Consider the following 17,814-nt stretch of genomic DNA (forward strand, 5'->3'; position numbering starts at 1 on the left):
CTACTCCTTGATTTGATGCGTTGCAGTCTTCGCAAATGGCACGCCGGGCTGGAGCAAGTCCGCAACTGCGGTAACCAGCCCCTCAAGCGTCCACGGTTTTGCAAGGAAATTGGATCCGGTGGGTAAGCCGATAAAGGCCTGTGTCCAGCCACTTGTTACAACCACAGGTATCTCCGGCCATTTGTCACGGACAAGCCCAACCAGTTCAGCACCCTGAACCTGTCCCGGTAGCCCATGGTCAGCAACGATTAAGGCGCAACGCGTACCAGATTGAAGCAGGTGGATCAGAGCATCATCAGCGGTAGCGAACGCAACACACTGAGCGCCTACATCCTGCAAGATCTCTCGCATTAGATCACGCAAGATGACATCGTCCTCGACAATAACGATTTCGCCATCGATTGGCTGAAGCCGAAAATTCACATCCATGCCGTGTCGCCCTGAATCAGCTCTTGAACTTTGAGTCTTTCACCTTCATCGCACCAGGTCCACGTATTGCTTCGGTGTGATTTTCGCAGCCCCCTGGGAAGCAGTTTCTTTATCGTGAGGCTTCTGAGTCGGGCGGGACCATCGTATACATCCAGTCAAAATGGTGCAGTTGACCGCAGCTCCAGCACGCCTTTCTCTCGTTCACTTCAAGATGCTCTATCGCCATTGGGCTATTGCATTTCATGCAGGGTGCGATGCAAAGGTTCGATGGTTCGATTATGTAGGTTTCTTCGTTTTCGCATCTAACGAGGTGTTTATTGCCGCACGTTGGACATTCGACCGTGGCACCGGCTTCAACCTGAGATTGGCTTGCGTACATCTCCTTCCCGCATGCGTCGCAAGCGAACGTGTCGATTTTGTTTATTGACATCACCACCGTGGCTGACGCAACACGTTCAATCTCGTCCAGAATTTCTCGAACAGCAGATGTAGTGAACTTAAGGTTGCGTGTATCAGCAAGGGCCGGCGCGTGCAAGAAACTGCTTAGCTTTTGGTAATGCTTGTTGAGCCAATCGACCGAAAACATCTTGTAGTCGCCGATGGGGAATGGAACACCGTCGGGGCCCGTAAACGCGATTGACATGTCCAAATCAGCCTTTGGCTCAAAGCCGCGAAGCATCCTCAACGCTTTGTCTGGTTGCCATTTCCGAAATATGGCGGGAGGTAACTTAGGGCCGATTTGTCCCAGCTTCTGATAGACGATACGTTCAAGTGCCAGTCGCATCTCAAGGCAAGCGTGTCGTAACGAATTCTCGTCGCCCGCTTCGATGAATGTCATTGCTCGTGCAAGATAATCGTCAATATCGAAGATACCCATGGTCGTCCATGCTCAGTGAGTTGTGAATGGAGCTTACCGGTTGCTGTGGCCTGCTGCCATTACCTCACTCCATTGCCCGTGAGCTAGGTCTTCCCCTTGGTGTGATCACCATATGCGTAGCCCATCCGCGATGTTTCTTGCTCACGCTCACGGCGATACATATCACTAAGTGTCCACCTAAGCCGTTCGTGTTCGATCTTCAGGGCGGCAAGTTCCTTCGATCCGTCCCTGTACATGACGATCAACCCGGCAATGGTCTTGTGGGCCCTGCGTAGATCCTGACGCGTTGTGTCTAGCTCAGCTTCCAGTACCGAGCAGTAGTGCTTGAGCATTTCCACATGCGTAGGCATACCCAACTCAAACCCAGAATCGTCGATCAAATCGTCTTCCATCACGCACACACCAATTACTGTATATGCGTACAGTACAGATTGGTAAGCGGTCGCTCAAGGGAGAGATGACAGGAGGCGGAAAGGACTGAGTAGTAGGTGAAGAACTCCACCCTACGAACTGGCATTCACGGCGTTCACATTGCCCAGTGTGAACGAAGCCTATAAATTGTGAACGTTCTGCATGAAACCCAAGGCAACAAAAAAGGGCCCACCTTTCGGTGAGCCCTTCTAGACCGCCCAGCAGAGCGGATTTTGTTTGGTAGGCGCGATTGGACTCGAACCAACGACCCCCACCATGTCAAGGTGGTGCTCTAACCAACTGAGCTACGTGCCTGCTGTGAGGCGGCATTCTACGGAATTCCGAAAGGGTGTCAACACCTTTTTTCGAGCTAACCCTATGAATATGCAAAATATTTAATTTCGCGGCCGTGAAGAAGATTTTACGGTGGCTGGCGGTCGATTTTTAACTCGGGTAGGATCGAAGCGCTCGTAAAATATATTAAACACAGAGGCAGCAGGATGGCGAACACCCCCTACCCAGAGTCCTATTACGCCGCATCGGCGAATGCGGTTCCTCCGCGTCCGGCATTGCAGAACGATGTAGAGACTGACGTCTGTGTGATTGGCGCCGGCTACACCGGGTTGTCTTCTGCCCTGTTTTTGCTCGAGAGCGGTTTCAAGGTCACGGTGCTGGAAGCCGCCAAGGTGGGTTTTGGGGCGTCGGGCCGCAACGGTGGCCAGATCGTTAACAGTTATAGCCGAGACATCGATGTGATCGAGCGCAGCGTCGGCCCCAAGCAGGCTCAACTGCTGGGTCAGATGGCGTTCGAGGGCGGGCGGATCATTCGCGAGCGGGTTGCCACGTATAATATCCAGTGCGACCTGAAAGACGGCGGCGTGTTTGCAGCCATCACCGCCAAGCAGATGGGTCACCTGGAATCCCAGAAGCGTTTATGGGAACGTTTCGGCCACACGCAACTTGAGCTGCTGGATCAGAAACGCATCCGTGAAGCAGTGGATTGCGATCAGTATGTCGGCGGCATGCTCGACATGAGTGGTGGACATATCCATCCGCTGAATCTGGCGCTGGGCGAAGCGGCCGCCGTCGAGTCACTTGGCGGGACGATTTATGAGCAGTCGCCAGCGGTACGCATCGAGCGTGGCGCGAATCCGGTGGTGCATACGCCACAAGGCAAGGTTAGGGCCAAATTCATCATCGTGGCGGGCAACGCCTATCTCGGCAATCTGGTGCCGGAACTGGCGGCCAAATCGATGCCTTGCGGAACCCAGGTCATTACGACCGAACCGTTGGGCGAAGCTTTGGCGAGCAGCTTGCTGCCTCAGGATTACTGTGTCGAAGACTGCAATTACCTGCTCGATTATTACCGTCTGACGGGCGACAAACGCCTGATTTTCGGTGGCGGAGTGGTCTATGGCGCGCGGGATCCGGCGAACATCGAGGCAATCATTCGGCCGAAGATGCTCAAGGCATTCCCGCAACTCAAGGACGTGAAGATTGATTACGCGTGGACCGGTAATTTCCTGCTCACCCTGTCGCGCCTGCCTCAGGTGGGGCGGTTGGGTGACAACATCTACTACTCCCAGGGTTGCAGCGGCCACGGTGTGACCTATACGCACCTCGCGGGCAAGGTGCTGGCCGAAGCGTTGCGCGGTCAGGCCGAGCGTTTTGATGCGTTTGCGGACCTGCCGCACTACCCGTTCCCTGGCGGCCAATTGCTGCGTACACCGTTCGCTGCGCTAGGGGCCTGGTATTACGGGCTGCGGGATACGTTCGGTTTCTGACAGGCTTGTCACTCATTGATGTAACCGGCGCTTTCACAAGCGCCGGTGCGAAGGTCGTCAGAGCCGATCCCGTGCAATCCCGCTGCGGATGCGCAGGATGTCAGCGAGCACCGCCAAAGCGATTTCAGCGGGGATTTTACTGCCCAGATTCAGCCCGATCGGCGCATGAATCCGCGACAGTTCGGCATCCCCCAGCCCACCAATGCGCCGCAACCGCTCGAAGCGCTTTTGCGACGTCTGCATCGACCCCATCACGCCGATGTAAAACGCATCGGTGCGTACCGCTTCCATCATCGCCAAATCATCGATACGCGGATCGTGGGTTAGCGCCACCACCGCCGTATCGCTGTGACAGCCGCCATCGGCAATAAACACCGAGGGCAGTTGCCGACGAATTTCGACGTTGTCGAGCACCACGCCTTCCAGCACCTCGTCCCGGGGATCACAGAGAATCACTTCGAAACCCAGCCCGACGGCAAACTCTGCGCACGCCTGAGCGACGCTGGAGTAACCCGCCAGCAACAATCGCTGAGCTGCCCCGATCCGCACACGAACCCGATCGACTTCACGCTCGATGCGCGCACCCTGCTCGCGATCGGTAAACAGACTGCGCGCACCGCTGACCAGATCGACCTCGCGGATAAGCCGCCGCTGACCCAACAACGCCGACTCAAGCTCGCGCAGATGGGCCTGAACCTCACACTCCGGCTCAAGCTTCTCCACCAGCACGTCAAGTATCCCGCCACAGGGCAAGCTGACCCGGGAGCGCGGGTCATCTCCTTCGCCATAACGCACCACATTGACCGGCTCAAAAAATGCGCCCTCGGCGACCCGTTCGAGAAAGTCTTCCTCGACACAGCCGCCCGACAACGAACCGATCCATTGCCCGTCAGCGTTCACCGCCAGCAGTGAGCCCGGCGCGCGAGGCGCCGAGCCGTAGGTGGCGAGCACCGTGCACAGCCACACGCACTGCCCGGCCGCCGACCATTCAAGCGCCCGCCTCACCACTTGCAGATCGAGATGCTGCATATCAGTGCGCCTTGTGCTCGGCCGAAGGGGCATCCGCTTGCAGCTTCTGCACGTCACTGACGGCCAGATCACCGGCTTGCCCACCCCAACCCTGACGCAGGTAGTTGAGCAGATCGGCCAGCTGTTCCTGACTGAGTTTGTCGGCAAAGCCCGGCATCGGCTGCATGCGCTCGAAGCCGACGAACTGCTGTTCGCCGATCCCGTCCTCGATCACCCGCAACAGGTTGCGCGGATCTTCCAGGCGCAAGGTGGTATTGCCGCGCATGGCCACCGCGATGTGCGGTTTGCCCTCGCCCTCTACCGCATGGCAACCGGCGCAGACGTTCAGGTATTCCTGACGACCGCGCTGGGCGCTGGCGCTGAGTTTGTCCAACGGCACGTCGGTCAGCACCTTCGCTGCCGGCGGTTGATCGCCGAGCAGGTAAGTCGCCATCGCCGCCAGATCCGGGTCCGTGAGGCCTTGGGTGCTGTTGTGGAACACCGGGAACATCTCGTTGAACATCGTGCCCTGGGCGCTCATCCCGTGCTTGAGAAACGAGCTCAAGTCCTGGTGATTCCAGCCGCGCGCCGCCAGGTCGTTGGCCAGCAGGCTCGGTGCCAGATAACCATTGAGCAGGCCACCGGTCATGCGCTTGTCTTGTTGCATCGCGCCGGGCAAGCCGCGTGGCGTGTGGCATTCGCCACAGTGACCAAGGACGTCGACCATGTACTGGCCACGCTTGAACGCTTCGCTTTTGCCCTCGGTGGGCAACAGTTTTACGTCCTTGCCATAGAGCATGTTCCAGCCCATCAGACCCAAGCGCACGTTGAACGGAAAGCTCAAGCTGGTGACCGGTGCCGCACGCTCGATCGGCTCGATGGTTTTCAGATACGCGTGGATCGCATCAGAGTCTTCACGCGGCATCAGGTGGTACGAGGTATAGGGCATCGCCGGGTACAAGTTGGCACCATCGCGACGCTTGCCTTCAGTCAGTGCAGCGAAGAATTCGTCATCGCTGTACAGGCCGATACCGTGCTCTTTACTCGGGGTGATGTTGGTGCCGTAGATCGTGCCGAACGGCGAGACAATCGGCAGACCGCCCGCATACGGCGCACCACCTGGTGCGGTGTGGCACGCCATGCAGTCGGCAGCGCGCGCGAGGTATTCGCCGCGCTTGACCTGATCATCCGCATGAACCAGCAATACCGGTGCAGCCAGACCGACCGCCAACGCCAGGCGGGAAAGTAGATGCTTCATGCTTAACCCTCCTTGACCAGGCCGAGATCGGTCAGCACGTTGCGCGTGGCGCTGTAATAGCGCACGTAGCCGGTGCAGCGGCAGACGTGGTGACCGAGGCTGTCCTCGATCACCTGTTCCAGCTGACTCTTGACGATTGGCTGGCGCTGAAGCTTCTCCACCAATACGGTGGCGGCATTCACAAAACCTGGCGCGCAGTAGCTGCACTGGAACGCGAACTCATCCACAAAGCGCTGCTGGATCGGGTTCAGTTCGGTGACTTTGCCCTGCTCATCGCGGGTCGCGTGACCTTCGATGGTCCGCACTTTCTTGCCTTCGAAATAATGCGCACCCGTGATGCAGGTGCGCACTTCTTCGCTGGTGCCGTCCGGGTTGTCGACAATCACCACGCAGGCGTGACAGATGCCCTGACCGCAACCCAGTCGGGAGCCCGTGAGGTTCTTGTATTCGTGCAGGTAGTCGATCATCGGCAGGTCATCAGGGATGTCCACCGGGCCGACGGATTGACCGTTGAGGGTCAGTTGAAGCGGACGGTTAGCCATTGAGGGCCTCCTTGATGCGTGCAGAAGTGATAGGCAGGTCGCGAACACGTTTACCGATGGCATGAGCCACGGCGTTACCGATGGCGCCCACCACCGGGATCATCACCACCTCGGCGATGCCTTTGGACGGGTCGCTCGGCGACAGCGGCGGCAAAATCTCGGCCGTCTGATTCCACACAGCCACGTGTCGCGCCATCGGCAAACGGTAACGGTTGAAGTTCCAGTCACCCTCCCCCGGCCCGCCTTCGTACAGCGGCATTTCTTCCAGCAACGCGTGGCCGATGCCCATGGCGATCCCGCCCTCGAGCTGACCCTTGACCAGTTCTTCCACCAGCACCCGACCGCACTCGACCCACGAGTGATGGTTGAGCACTTGCACTTCGGCGGAGCCCTTGTTCACTTTCAACTCCACCAGCGTCGCCACCGGGCTGTAGTACGTCACCGCGGCGTTGTTCAACTGGATGTCCGGGTAATGGACGTTCTGGCGATCCAGCAGGTGGAAACCGTTGCTGGTCATCTGCGCCAGTTTTGCCTTCGGCGCGCCGTCGCCGTACTTCACGGCCAGACCATCGAGGGGCAGACGCTCGCGCACGCCGTCGATGCTGAACTCGGCCTCGGCCCAGCTCCAGCGGTTGAAACCGTGCACGGTGGCACCCGTCACCAGACCTTTTTCGTGGGCGTGTTTTGCCAACTGTTCAAAGCTCAGTGGCTGCATGCCGTTGGCGGTGAGTTTGCCGTTGACCCAATGGGCGTCTTCGCGGCGCACCACATAAGGATTGGCCTGACCGCCGTAAGGGCCCTGGCCCCAGATCTGTAGCGCCGCTGGCCACAAGCCGTGGTTGAACAGCACACGCGCCGCTTCACGGGTGGCGTGGCTGAAGTAATAGGCGGAGTTGGTCGCCGACGAGGCCGAGGCCAGCTTGCCGACCCAGCGTGGATTGCGCAGGAAACCGTCCTGTTCGGCCTGACTCATGATGTAGGGGTTGCCGCCGGTGATCAGCTGCAACTCCTTCCATTCGGTTTCGCCAGTCTTCACTTCAGTGGCCGGGATGCCGATGAAATCCGCCACCACCAGGGCTTGCGAGGTGGACATGCCCGTGCCGATTTCGATGCCGATGTGGCGCAGGGTCACGTGGCCTTCGGCGGTGAATTCGATGCTGGCCATCGGCGCTTCCGAGCCGGTGCCGAAGTCTTTCTGGCAAATGGCGAAACCGACGCCGTACCAGTGATCCGGGTCCTGGGCCTCGCGCTGCTGCTTGATCGCATCGCGGTTTTTCCAGACGTCGTGCACGGCCGCCTTGTCGAGAATCTCGTGCAGGCGCAACGCACCCGCCGGCACCGCGCCCTGGGTGTTTTTCATACCCGAGACCATGGCGTTTTTCTTGCGCAGGTCGATGGCATCGATACCAAGACGACCGGCGATTTCATCGACCATCATCTCGGTGGACGCCATGCTTTGCAGCGTGCCGTAACCACGCATCGAGCCCGCTTCAACCGCGCGGGAATGGTAGGCCGTGACCTGCAAATCGTTCTGCGGCATGTAATAGATCGACTGCGCCGCCGTCGCGCCTACCGCCGCCACTGAAGGGCTGTAGTTGATTCGTCCACCGCCATCGACACTCATCTCGGCGCGGAAAATCTTGAAGCTGTGATCGGTCTTGTCGACCGCCAGCTGGTAGCGGATGTCGAACGGGTGACGCTTGATGCCGCTCTGGAACTGCTCGTAACGGTCATTCGCCAAACGCACGGGCACACCGGCGCCGTACAACGCAGCAAGGGCTGCGTAGTAGACGAAGATGTTGTGGTCTTTGGAGCCGTAGCCGACGGTGTAGCCCGGGTGCATGTTCAGGTTGGCCAGGCCGAAACGCGACGGCGCGATCATCTTCGCGGTCTCGGTGGCGGCTTCCAGCGGGCACTGGGTGGCGACGACGAAATGCAGGGTCTTGGTCGCAGGATCGTACCAGCCGTTGCCGTTGTCCGGCTCCATTGCGGCCGGTTCGATCGACGGGGTTTTGTAGCGCTCGTCGAACACCAGCCAGTTGTCTGGCGGCGAGTCGATTTGCTGCTTCATGCGGTCAGCGTAAAACAGCCCCCGTTCGGTCAGGTTACCGTGCAGGTCCGGCTGGGAATTCCACACCGGGCGACGGTTTTTCAGCATCGGGAACAGGATCGAATCCTTGAGGCTGGCGAATTCATCCTCGTCCGCCGAGGTCGCGCCGCCGACGCGTACGTAGCGGAAGCTGCCGTAGGGATCGCCTTCGTAGAAAGGCACCTGGGCGCCATAACGAATCGCTTTGTCATTGAATTTGAGTTTGGCTTTGGCCTGACGGAAGCGCTCGAAATCATTCCAGATCAGGATCGCCACCGGGTGACCGATGAACATCGGCACTTTGCCCACGGGCAGCAATGGATCAGGCGCGTGCTCCTCCGGAAAGACGATGCCGTCCTTTTCCAGGTCTTCGGCGGTGACAATGCGGTCAGGCTGCAAGTCAGCACCGAGCCACGACAAGTCGTAACCGGCGTACAGGCGGTCGGCCTTGGTGATTTTCAGCAGCATGGCGTGCCCTTGCTGCTCAGGCCAGCCCGGCATGTCCTTGGCACGGATGTCGCGGGCAAAAACTTTGCTGCCGCAGACTTTGGACAAGGCATCGTTACGCGAGCGCGCCTTGCCGTTGTTGCCGAGCCATTGCTCGGACGGCACGGTCACGCTGTTTTCCATCAAGGCAGCCAGCGCCTGGGTGCTGAGCGGTGTAAGCGTCACGCTCACACCTGCCACCAGCCCGCCCTGAAGGAACGAACGCCGGGATATATCACGGTTGGACATGGATCATCCTCTGGGCGGTTATAGGCCCGCCCTTCTGGTTATGTTCTGGAAATCTCGAGTCTTGCAGGAACCCTTTTTGGACGAAGCAAAGGGCTGTGTTGACAGTGCAAAGCTGACCGAAAGGTTAACTTTAAAGGTTTATGCGCTCGCGGCAAACAACCAGTTACAAAAAACTGACTGAAAGATCAAATTAAGGCAGCGTTGCACCGCATTAACGTTAGAAAGCCCTGCTCCAGCTGACGCGCGGCTTGAGCAGGATGTATGAAAACAAGGGATTTCAGAAGACACGCGCTCCCTGTGCCGCTGGCCTCAGAAATCGACAGTCGCCGACAGCAGGTAAGTACGCGGGGTCGATAGCGTCAAACCGGGCTCGCTGTCATCCGATGCGCCCGCCGAACTCCAGTAGCGCTTGTCGGCTACGTTCTCGATATTGCCACGCAGGGTGATGGTCTTTTCGTCGACCCGGAACGCATAACGTGCGCCCACGTCGAAACGCTCCCAGGAGTCGATTTCCTTGTTGTTGGACTGATCCAGGTACTGCGAGCTGGAATAGAGGCCGCGACTGGTCAAGGTCAGGCCCTGCACGGTCGGCACATCCCACTCGGCACCAAGGTTGACGTTGTATTTCGGCGTGGCAGGCGCCCGGTTGCCATCAAAAGTGCCATTGGTGGTGCTGGTCAACTCGCTGTCGATGTACATGACACCGCCGAGCAGGCGGAAACCTGTTAGCGGCTCACCAAACACGCTCACTTCAACACCGTCGTTTTGACGCTTGCCGTTCGGACCGAAGACGCGAGTCGTGGCATTGGTCTCGTAGGCCGGTTGCTTGATCCGGAACACTGCGGCGGTCACGGCAAAAGGGCCCGCGTCATACTTGGCGCCGACCTCAACCTGGCGGCTGATGAACGGCGGGAAGATTTCGTCCTCGTTCACCGAAGTCGATGGCGCGATCTTGCCCTGGCTCAGTCCCTCCATGTAGTTGGCGTACAACGACAGCTTCTCAGTCGCCTTGAACAGGATGCCCCCCGATGGCGACACCTTTTCCTCGTCATAAGCGGTGTCGCCTTTGATGTTATCCGACCAGTCGTCGACCTTCACTCGCTGCCAGCGGGCGCCGAGTGTCAGCAGCAGCCGATCATCAAAGAAGCCCAGCGTGTCGGACAACGCGACACCGCTGAAGCGGTTCTCCGTGTACACCTTTGAATCGAATCGCGTCGGGGTTCCAGGCTTCGGTGTTTCGACCGGGTCGTAAAGGTTGCTGGGAGCCGAGGCGTACCGGGCACCGCCGTTTTCAAAGTCCATGTAGAAGTAGCTGGCAGCCAGATTGACCTCATGGCTCACCGGACCGGTATGAAACCAGTTGCGTACCCCTGCCGTGGCCGTCCGGACATTTTCGTCACGGGTGAAGTCGCGAGGTTGAACGCTGAAGTCCCCAGCGTCGTTAGTGACCGAGACGGCATGACGGAGAAAGTCATGATTGCTTTTACGCGCGCCCACGCCGCCGTACAACATGACGGAATCGCTGACGTCGAATTCGCCGTTCACTGTTCCGAACGTATCTTTGGTGCGCGCCTTGCTCCAGGCCTGCGCATAGTTGTGGCGGACATCGCTGGCACGGGGAACCTGGGCATTGGCGCCAACCTGCACGCGCTCCTGCGGTGCATCGGTGTCACGTTCGGTGTGCCCGATATCCGTTGAGAGCCGCAGGCGTTCACCACGGAAATCCAGGCCCAGCACCGCCATATCGCGATCGACGCTCTGGTGATCCCATTCGGTATCGCCGGACTGCTTCACGCCATTGAAGCGGATGCCGAACTTGTCATCCTCACCAAAGCGCCGACCGACATCCACGGCGCCGCCGAGCTGGTTGTTGGACGCGTAACTGCCGGTGAACGAAGTGATCGGCTTGTCGGTGGCACGCTTGGGTACCACGTTGATGCCGCCACCCACACTGCCTCTCGGCGAGATACCGTTGATGAGCTGGGTAGGACCTTTGAGGATGTCGACGCGGTCGGCCATCTCCATGTCGATCGTATAAGTGGGCAGGACGCCGTAGAGGCCGTTGTAGGCAACATCACTGTTGAACAGGCTGAGCCCACGAATGGTGAACTGCTCATAACGACCACCCGCCGGGTTGGTGGCGCGAACCGACGGATCGTTGGCGATCAAGTCGCCCAAGGTACGAGCCTGCTGGTTTTCGATCACCTCACTGGTGTAGGTGGTCATGCTGAACGGCGTTTCCATGAAGTCTTTCGAGCCCAGCAATCCTTGCGAACCGCGCCGCGCAACCTGGCCGCCGGCATATACCTCGCCGTCCGCCCCACCCGTGGCACCGAGAATCGAGGTCGGCGCCAGTTGCAGGCTGCTGCCTTCTGGCGCCGGGGTCAGGATGTACGCTTGATCGCCCACTGGCTGCAGTTGCAGACCGGAACCTTGCAACAGTCGAGCGAAGCCCTCCTCCACCGCGAACTCGCCGGCAAGACCAGGACTGTTGCGCCCGCCAACGAGCGCCGGGTCCACCGACAGATTGACGCCAGCCAACCCGGCGAAGCGCGTGAGCGCGGCACTGAGACTTCCTGCCGGCACCTGATAACTGCGTCGAGACGCGTCTTCAGCCCAACCGGCGGTGATGAACAACGGACAAGCACTCAGGCTCAACAACAGGCTCAAGTGCAACAACGGACGACGGCTGGCGGGGACCAAACGCGGACTGGACGGGAACACTGCAGGCATTGAAAAAGCTCTCTTAGTTCGTTCACTTGCCTTGAATGACAATCGATACGAAAAAAGGGGACACGCCTTACACACTATTTTTGCGCGGCAGCAGCGTTACCCAATAACGCGTACGCGAATGCACCTCCAGTGGAAGGCTGGCCGCCAGCAGCGCCAGGATTCGATCGGTATCTTGCAGACGAAAACTGCCGGTGACGCGCAGGGATTCCAGCGCTGGCTCCCAGCTCAAGACGCCCGGACGATAGCTGCTGAGCTCGCGCAAGAAATCACCCAAGGGTTGGTTCTGCGCCATCAGTACACCCTCACGCCAGCCTGGCGCGAGTACGTCAAAGGGTTCAATAGCGCCCGCACCCGCTGCTTGAAGACTGACTTGCCGGCCGGCTTGCAACGAGAAGTCCGGTCCACGCAACGGTTGCAATCGCACCGCTCCTTTCAAGACTGACACCTTGCAACCCGTCTGCCCCTGACGAACGCACACTTCACCCTGACTGACGATGACTTGCCCGAAGTGGGTCTGCACGGTCAACGGCGAGGTACCAGGAACGCTCAGCGCTATCTCGCCCTCCACGAGTTTCAACCAACGCTTCGTCAGATCGATGTCGACGGCGCTTGCGGTGTTCAGTTGCAGCGAGCTTCCATCGGCCAAGTGGACCGTCTTGCCTTCTCCGGTCGCGGTTCGCAGGTCCGCGCTCCAGACATCCAGTGGTAACTGTCGACTGATCAGCCAGGCAGCCGGCACCAATGCCACCGCCCCCAAGGCACGCTTGAGTACGGTACGCCGACTTTCCTTCGGTCGATCGAGACTGGCCATCGCCAGCGCTGACGGCAGTTCGGCAAAGCGCTGACGCAGGAGTTGGGCTTTCTGCCAGGCCTGCTCGTGACTGGAATGGCTGTTTCGCCAGGTCTGCAGTTCGGCGCGATCCCGCTCATTGGCAGCACCGGATTCCATAAGCGCCAGCCATTGTGCAGCGGCCCGTATGGCCTGGCGGGCTTCAGCGGAAGGTGCTGGGCCGATCACAGCGTCACCAGCAGGCAATGCTCATAGGCTTGGGCCATGTAGCGCTTGATCGTGCGCTCCGAGACGCCCAGGTGCTCGGCGATGTCCTGATACGTCAAACCTTCCAATTGACTCCACAGAAACGCCCTGCGCACCGGTCTTGGCAGTCCATCGAGCAATTCATCGAGGGCTTGCAGGGTTTCCAGGAGGATCCAGCGCTGTTCAGGAGATGGGACACAATCCTCAGGCAAGAAGGCCAGCGCATTGAGGTAGGCCTGCTCCAGGCTGCGACGCTTGTAGAAATTGGTCAGGAGCCGCTTGCCGACAGTCGCCAGATAGGCACGGGGTTCTTGCAGATCAGCAATGCGCTGAGAGCTGGCGAGTAAGCGTACGAAGGTGTCCTGGCTGAGGTCCGCCGCATCATGGCCATTGCTCATGCGCCGTCTCAACCAGCCTTCCAGCCAACCACGATGATCGCGGTAGAGGTCGTTGAAAGATTGCTCCTCTGGCATTACTGCATCACTCATCTCAAGAAGCCCTGTGCCAACGAGTTATCGTTAATGAGAGTGATTCTAATTAATGTCAGCCGTGCGAAGGAAGCGCTTTATGCGTCAGTTGAGCAGAAAGGCTGGATGGGGAGGATCGGGAGGGAGAAATCGCTGAATCTCAGACACAAAAAACCCCGGTCTTTCGACCAGGGTCTTTGCTATCGACTCGAAGACAGCCTGAGGCTTTTCTTCGTAGCTCCAAGGCGTTCAGTGGGCCTTGTAGCAGATATGGCGCAGCGGACGGGACTCGAACCCGCGACCCCCGGCGTGACAGGCCGGTATTCTAACCGACTGAACTACCGCTGCGTATCGCTTTGGACTTGCGTCCAAGTAACTCGTCTGACTGAAAGCTTCGAGGCTTATCAATCTCGAACCAGGTAAAACCTGCTTCGGAAATATGGCGCAGCGGACGGGACTCGAACCCGCGACCCCCGGCGTGACAGGCCGGTATTCTAACCGACTGAACTACCGCTGCGCGTCGGTGGAGGCTTTTAAAAGCTTCCATCTTGCTTTCGCAAGACTCTCGGAAGTGGTGGGTGATGACGGGATCGAACCGCCGACATTCTGCTTGTAAGGCAGACGCTCTCCCAGCTGAGCTAATCACCCGGTTTGCATCTCCGAGGCCGCGAAATTTACGCAGGTAGCGAACCTAAGTCAATAGCAGGATTGAAGTTTTTCTGAAAAAGACAAAATCGTGTCGGTGGCTGGTGACAGTGGTGACAGCCAGACCGTCATCGCGAGCAGGCTCACTCCCACAATAGTCTGCGTTGCACCTGTGGGAGTGAGCCTGCTCGCGATAACAGAAGAACAGCCACCATCGATGCTTCAGCCTGTCACTCGCTGTAAATCATCTTCTTGGTCATCCCGCCATCCACCACGAACTCCTGGCCCGTGACGAACCCTGCATTGCGCGACAGCAGCCATGCCACCATCGCCGCCACGTCCTCGACTGTCCCTACCCTGCCCGCCGGGTGCTGGGCATGGTCGGCATCGGTAAGAGGTTCGGCGCGACGGGCAGACGGATCACGCGTATCGATCCATCCCGGGCTGACGGCATTGACGCGAATCTCCGGCCCAAGGCTGATTGCCAGCGCATGAGTCAGAGCCAACAGCCCTCCCTTGCTCGCCGCGTACGCCTCAGTGTCAGGTTCCGACTGCCCGGCGCGGGTCGAGGCCAGATTGACGATAGCCCCGCTGTGAGCTCGCAGGTAAGGCGCGCAATGCTTTGCCAACAGCATCGGCCCGCTGAGGTTCACCGCCAGCACCCGATTCCAGTAAGACAGATCGAGGCTTTCCAGCGTGATGTTGTGCGGATCGGCAATGGCCGCATTGCACACCAGCGCATCAAGTCGGCCGAACTGTCCCAACACCTCGGCCACACCCAACGCCACCTGACCTTCGTTGGACACGTCCATGGCGATGAACCAGGCATTTTCGCCCAGCACCTTGGCCACTTTCGAACCGCGGACCCGATCCAGGTCGGTCAGCACGACTTGCCAGCCTTCGCTGACCAGCCAGGCCGATATCCCCAGACCGATGCCCCGCGCAGCACCCGTGACCATCGCGACGCGGCCATTGGTGCCAGTACCCGGCGTCGACAATTCGATCACAGCGCAGCCAGACCGCGCGCCAGATCGGCTTGCAGGTCTGTCACGTCTTCGAGGCCGACCGCGATGCGGATCAGGCTGTCACGAATACCCGCCGCTTCACGCTCATGCGGCGCCAGACGACCGTGGGAGGTGGTGCTTGGGTGAGTGATGGTGGTCTTGGTGTCACCGAGGTTAGCCGTGATGGATATCAGGCGGGTCGCATCGATAAAGCGCCAGGCGCCCTCTTTGCCACCCTTGACTTCGAAACTCACGACCGCGCCAAAGCCCTTCTGCTGGCGCTGAGCCAGTTCGTGCTGAGGATGGCTTTTCAGCCCGGCGTAATGGACTTTCTCGATGCCTTCCTGTTGCTCCAGCCACTCGGCCAGTTGCTGGGCGTTGGCGCAGTGAGCCTTCATCCGCAGGTTCAGGGTTTCGAGGCCCTTGAGGAAGATCCAGGCGTTGAACGGACTCAGGGTTGGGCCTGCAGTGCGCAGGAAGCCGACCACTTCCTTCATCTGCTCGCTGCGTCCGGCCACGACACCGCCCATGCAACGACCCTGGCCGTCGATGAACTTGGTTGCCGAGTGCACGACGATGTCTGCGCCGAGTTTCAATGGCTGCTGCAACGCCGGGGTGCAGAAGCAGTTGTCGACCACGAGCATCACGCCTTTCGCGTGAGCGATTTCCGATAACGCAGCGATGTCCACCAGTTCGGCCAGCGGATTGGACGGAGACTCGACGAACAGCAGTTTAGTGTTGGCCTTGATCGCCGCATCCCAACCGGACAAATCTGCCAAGGGAACGTAATCGACTTCGATGCCGAAGCGCTTGAAGTACTTTTCGAACAGGCTGATGGTCGAGCCAAACACGCTGCGAGACACCAACACATGGTCGCCGGCGCTGCACAAGCTCATCACCACGGCCATGATCGCAGCCATGCCGGTTGCGGTGGCGACGGCCTGCTCGGCGCTTTCCAGCGCGGCAATACGCTCTTCGAACGCACGCACGGTCGGATTGGTGTAGCGCGAGTAAACGTTGCCCGGGACTTCCCCGGCAAAGCGCGCCGCCGCATCCGCAGCGGTGCGGAACACGTAACTGGAAGTAAAGAACATCGGATCACCGTGTTCGCCTTCTGGCGTACGGTGCTGACCGGCGCGTACGGCCAGGGTATCGAACGCTACGCCGTCGAGGTCGCTGTCCAGCCGACCGGCATCCCAATCCTGACTCATGCTGTCACTCCTTGCCTTGCTCTTTTAGTAGATACAAAACCGGCCCCTCAGGGCCGGTAGTTACTCAGTTGTTATACAGATCAATGATCGCACTGACTGCCTGCGTCTTGACCTTGGAGGCATCATTGCGAGCCTGCTCGATCTTGTTCAGGTAAGCCTCGTCGACGTCGCCGGTAACGTACTGGCCGTCGAACACTGCGCAATCGAACTTCTCGATCTTGATCTTGCCGCCACCGACTGCTTCGATCAAGTCAGGCAGGTCCTGATAGATCAGCCAGTCAGCGCCGATCAGATCCGCCACGTCCTGGGTCGAACGGTTGTGTGCGATCAGCTCGTGAGCGCTCGGCATGTCAATGCCGTAGACGTTCGGGTAGCGAACGGCCGGTGCCGCGGAGCAGAAGTAAACGTTCTTGGCGCCCGCTTCGCGAGCCATCTGGATGATCTGCTTGCACGTGGTGCCGCGTACGATCGAGTCGTCCACCAGCATCACGTTCTTGCCGCGAAATTCCAGCTCGATGGCATTGAGCTTCTGGCGTACGGATTTTTTCCGTGCAGCCTGGCCAGGCATGATGAAAGTCCGGCCGATGTAGCGGTTCTTCACGAAGCCTTCGCGGAACTTGACGCCCAAGTGGTTCGCCAGCTCGAGCGCTGCGGTGCGGCTGGTGTCAGGGATCGGAATGACCACGTCGATGTCGTGTTCCGGACGCTCGCGCAGGATCTTCTCGGCAAGTTTCTCGCCCATACGCAGACGGGCCTTGTAGACCGACACGCCGTCGATGATCGAGTCCGGACGCGCCAGGTACACGTGTTCGAAGATGCACGGAGTCAGGGACGGGTTGTTTGCGCACTGACGAGTGTGCAGCTTGCCGTCTTCAGTGATGTAGACCGCTTCGCCCGGCGCGAGGTCGCGAATCAGGGTGAAACCGAGCACGTCCAGGGAGACGCTCTCGGAGGCAATCATGTACTCGACGCCTTCATCGGTGTGACGCTGACCGAAGACAATCGGGCGGATGCCATGCGGGTCGCGGAAACCGACGATACCGTAACCGGTCACCATCGCAACGACCGCGTAACCACCCACGCAACGGTTGTGCACGTCAGTGACGGCAGCAAATACGTCTTCTTCGGTAGGCTGCAGCTTGCCGCGTTGGGCCAGCTCGTGCGCGAACACGTTCAGCAGTACTTCCGAATCAGAGTTGGTGTTGACGTGGCGCAGGTCAGATTCGTAAATCTCCTTGGCCAGCTGTTCAACGTTGGTCAGGTTACCGTTGTGCGCCAGGGTGATGCCGTAAGGCGAGTTGACGTAAAACGGTTGAGCTTCAGCCGAAGTCGAGCTGCCTGCGGTCGGGTAACGCACATGGCCAATGCCCATGTGCCCGACGAGGCGCTGCATGTGACGCTGATGGAACACGTCACGTACCAGGCCATTATCCTTGCGCAGGAATAACCGGCCATCATGGCTGGTCACGATACCGGCAGCGTCCTGGCCGCGGTGCTGGAGCACGGTTAGCGCGTCATACAGCGCCTGATTGACGTTCGACTTACCGACGATACCGACGATGCCACACATGCGACGCAACCCCTA

Annotated in this window: 14 protein-coding genes and 4 tRNA genes; 1 reads left to right on the plus strand and 17 read right to left on the minus strand. The window is 59.2% G+C overall.

The window, feature by feature from the left end:
* The 4 genes from AC3ZVB_RS05430 to AC3ZVB_RS05445 all read right to left on the minus strand — a co-directional run bounded on the left by AC3ZVB_RS05430 (nucleotide 1) and on the right by AC3ZVB_RS05445 (nucleotide 2,032).
* Nucleotides 1–429, minus strand: coding sequence for a response regulator (locus tag AC3ZVB_RS05430; RefSeq protein WP_490145978.1), 429 nt, complete (start codon nucleotides 427–429; stop codon nucleotides 1–3).
* Between the two features lie 109 nt (nucleotides 430–538).
* The gene (locus tag AC3ZVB_RS05435; RefSeq protein WP_490145979.1) at nucleotides 539–1,306 is read right to left on the minus strand and encodes a hypothetical protein; all 768 of its coding nucleotides are present in this window, start codon (nucleotides 1,304–1,306) and stop codon (nucleotides 539–541) included.
* Nucleotides 1,307–1,389: 83 nt separating this feature from the next.
* A complete protein-coding gene (locus AC3ZVB_RS05440; protein ID WP_490145980.1) occupies nucleotides 1,390–1,698 on the minus strand; it encodes a hypothetical protein in 309 nt (102 codons plus the stop codon).
* Nucleotides 1,699–1,955: 257 nt separating this feature from the next.
* A tRNA-Val gene (locus tag AC3ZVB_RS05445) sits at nucleotides 1,956–2,032 on the minus strand.
* A gap of 185 nt (nucleotides 2,033–2,217) precedes the next feature.
* On the opposite strand from AC3ZVB_RS05445, the gene AC3ZVB_RS05450 reads away from it, so the two are divergent.
* Nucleotides 2,218–3,501, plus strand: a complete 1,284-nt coding sequence (locus AC3ZVB_RS05450) for an NAD(P)/FAD-dependent oxidoreductase (RefSeq protein ID WP_490145981.1) — start codon at nucleotides 2,218–2,220, stop codon at nucleotides 3,499–3,501.
* A 57-nt stretch (nucleotides 3,502–3,558) separates the two neighbouring features.
* On the opposite strand, the gene AC3ZVB_RS05455 is transcribed toward AC3ZVB_RS05450, so the two are convergent.
* The 13 genes from AC3ZVB_RS05455 to purF form a co-directional block, all read right to left on the minus strand.
* On the minus strand, nucleotides 3,559–4,530 hold the full coding sequence (locus AC3ZVB_RS05455; RefSeq protein ID WP_490145982.1) for an XdhC family protein: 972 nt from the start codon (nucleotides 4,528–4,530) through the stop codon (nucleotides 3,559–3,561).
* 1 nt (nucleotide 4,531) lies between these two features.
* Complete coding sequence (locus tag AC3ZVB_RS05460) at nucleotides 4,532–5,767, minus strand: c-type cytochrome (RefSeq protein ID WP_490145983.1); 1,236 nt, start codon at nucleotides 5,765–5,767, stop codon at nucleotides 4,532–4,534.
* A 2-nt stretch (nucleotides 5,768–5,769) separates the two neighbouring features.
* Nucleotides 5,770–6,309 carry a (2Fe-2S)-binding protein gene (locus AC3ZVB_RS05465; RefSeq protein WP_162437742.1) on the minus strand — a complete coding sequence of 180 codons (540 nt, stop codon included), beginning with the start codon at nucleotides 6,307–6,309 and terminating at the stop codon, nucleotides 5,770–5,772.
* Entirely contained in the window at nucleotides 6,302–9,133 is a 2,832-nt protein-coding gene (locus AC3ZVB_RS05470) for a xanthine dehydrogenase family protein molybdopterin-binding subunit (protein ID WP_490145984.1), read from the minus strand. The genes AC3ZVB_RS05465 and AC3ZVB_RS05470 overlap by 8 nt, the downstream gene beginning before the upstream one ends.
* 309 nt (nucleotides 9,134–9,442) lie before the next feature.
* Nucleotides 9,443–11,866 (minus strand): TonB-dependent siderophore receptor, encoded by a 2,424-nt coding sequence (locus AC3ZVB_RS05475; RefSeq protein WP_490145985.1) that lies wholly within the window; start codon nucleotides 11,864–11,866, stop codon nucleotides 9,443–9,445.
* Between the two features lie 67 nt (nucleotides 11,867–11,933).
* Complete coding sequence (locus AC3ZVB_RS05480; protein ID WP_490145986.1) at nucleotides 11,934–12,884, minus strand: FecR domain-containing protein; 951 nt, start codon at nucleotides 12,882–12,884, stop codon at nucleotides 11,934–11,936.
* On the minus strand, nucleotides 12,881–13,390 hold the full coding sequence (locus tag AC3ZVB_RS05485; RefSeq protein WP_490145987.1) for a sigma-70 family RNA polymerase sigma factor: 510 nt from the start codon (nucleotides 13,388–13,390) through the stop codon (nucleotides 12,881–12,883). Before AC3ZVB_RS05485 ends, AC3ZVB_RS05480 begins: the two co-directional genes overlap by 4 nt.
* Nucleotides 13,391–13,640: 250 nt before the next feature.
* Nucleotides 13,641–13,717 (minus strand) — tRNA-Asp (locus tag AC3ZVB_RS05490).
* 92 nt (nucleotides 13,718–13,809) lie between these two features.
* Nucleotides 13,810–13,886: transfer RNA gene (locus AC3ZVB_RS05495), tRNA-Asp, on the minus strand.
* 55 nt (nucleotides 13,887–13,941) lie between these two features.
* A tRNA-Val gene (locus AC3ZVB_RS05500) sits at nucleotides 13,942–14,017 on the minus strand.
* Nucleotides 14,018–14,244: 227 nt separating this feature from the next.
* Nucleotides 14,245–15,021, minus strand: a complete 777-nt coding sequence (locus AC3ZVB_RS05505; protein WP_162437747.1) for an SDR family oxidoreductase — start codon at nucleotides 15,019–15,021, stop codon at nucleotides 14,245–14,247.
* Nucleotides 15,018–16,229, minus strand: coding sequence for an O-succinylhomoserine sulfhydrylase (locus tag AC3ZVB_RS05510; protein WP_490145988.1), 1,212 nt, complete (start codon nucleotides 16,227–16,229; stop codon nucleotides 15,018–15,020). The genes AC3ZVB_RS05505 and AC3ZVB_RS05510 overlap by 4 nt, the downstream gene beginning before the upstream one ends.
* A gap of 64 nt (nucleotides 16,230–16,293) precedes the next feature.
* A complete protein-coding gene (purF, locus tag AC3ZVB_RS05515; RefSeq protein ID WP_162437749.1) occupies nucleotides 16,294–17,799 on the minus strand; it encodes an amidophosphoribosyltransferase in 1,506 nt (501 codons plus the stop codon).
* Between the last annotated feature and the right edge of the window lie 15 nt (nucleotides 17,800–17,814).

The organism is Pseudomonas sp. MDV22-iso1 (assembly GCF_058145095.1).

Bases quoted from the DNA above. Each gene is read 5' to 3' on its own strand.
- AC3ZVB_RS05440 (WP_490145980.1), bottom strand. From the start codon at position 1,698: ATGGAAGACGATTTGATCGACGATTCTGGGTTTGAGTTGGGTATGCCT.
- AC3ZVB_RS05470 (WP_490145984.1), bottom strand. From the start codon at position 9,133: ATGTCCAACCGTGATATATCCCGGCGTTCGTTCCTTCAGGGCGGGCTG.
- AC3ZVB_RS05485 (WP_490145987.1), bottom strand. From the start codon at position 13,390: ATGAGTGATGCAGTAATGCCAGAGGAGCAATCTTTCAACGACCTCTAC.
- AC3ZVB_RS05460 (WP_490145983.1), bottom strand. From the start codon at position 5,767: ATGAAGCATCTACTTTCCCGCCTGGCGTTGGCGGTCGGTCTGGCTGCA.
- AC3ZVB_RS05450 (WP_490145981.1), top strand. From the start codon at position 2,218: ATGGCGAACACCCCCTACCCAGAGTCCTATTACGCCGCATCGGCGAAT.
- AC3ZVB_RS05455 (WP_490145982.1), bottom strand. From the start codon at position 4,530: ATGCAGCATCTCGATCTGCAAGTGGTGAGGCGGGCGCTTGAATGGTCG.
- AC3ZVB_RS05435 (WP_490145979.1), bottom strand. From the start codon at position 1,306: ATGGGTATCTTCGATATTGACGATTATCTTGCACGAGCAATGACATTC.
- AC3ZVB_RS05430 (WP_490145978.1), bottom strand. From the start codon at position 429: ATGGATGTGAATTTTCGGCTTCAGCCAATCGATGGCGAAATCGTTATT.
- AC3ZVB_RS05465 (WP_162437742.1), bottom strand. From the start codon at position 6,309: ATGGCTAACCGTCCGCTTCAACTGACCCTCAACGGTCAATCCGTCGGC.
- AC3ZVB_RS05475 (WP_490145985.1), bottom strand. From the start codon at position 11,866: ATGCCTGCAGTGTTCCCGTCCAGTCCGCGTTTGGTCCCCGCCAGCCGT.
- AC3ZVB_RS05510 (WP_490145988.1), bottom strand. From the start codon at position 16,229: ATGAGTCAGGATTGGGATGCCGGTCGGCTGGACAGCGACCTCGACGGC.
- purF (WP_162437749.1), bottom strand. From the start codon at position 17,799: ATGTGTGGCATCGTCGGTATCGTCGGTAAGTCGAACGTCAATCAGGCG.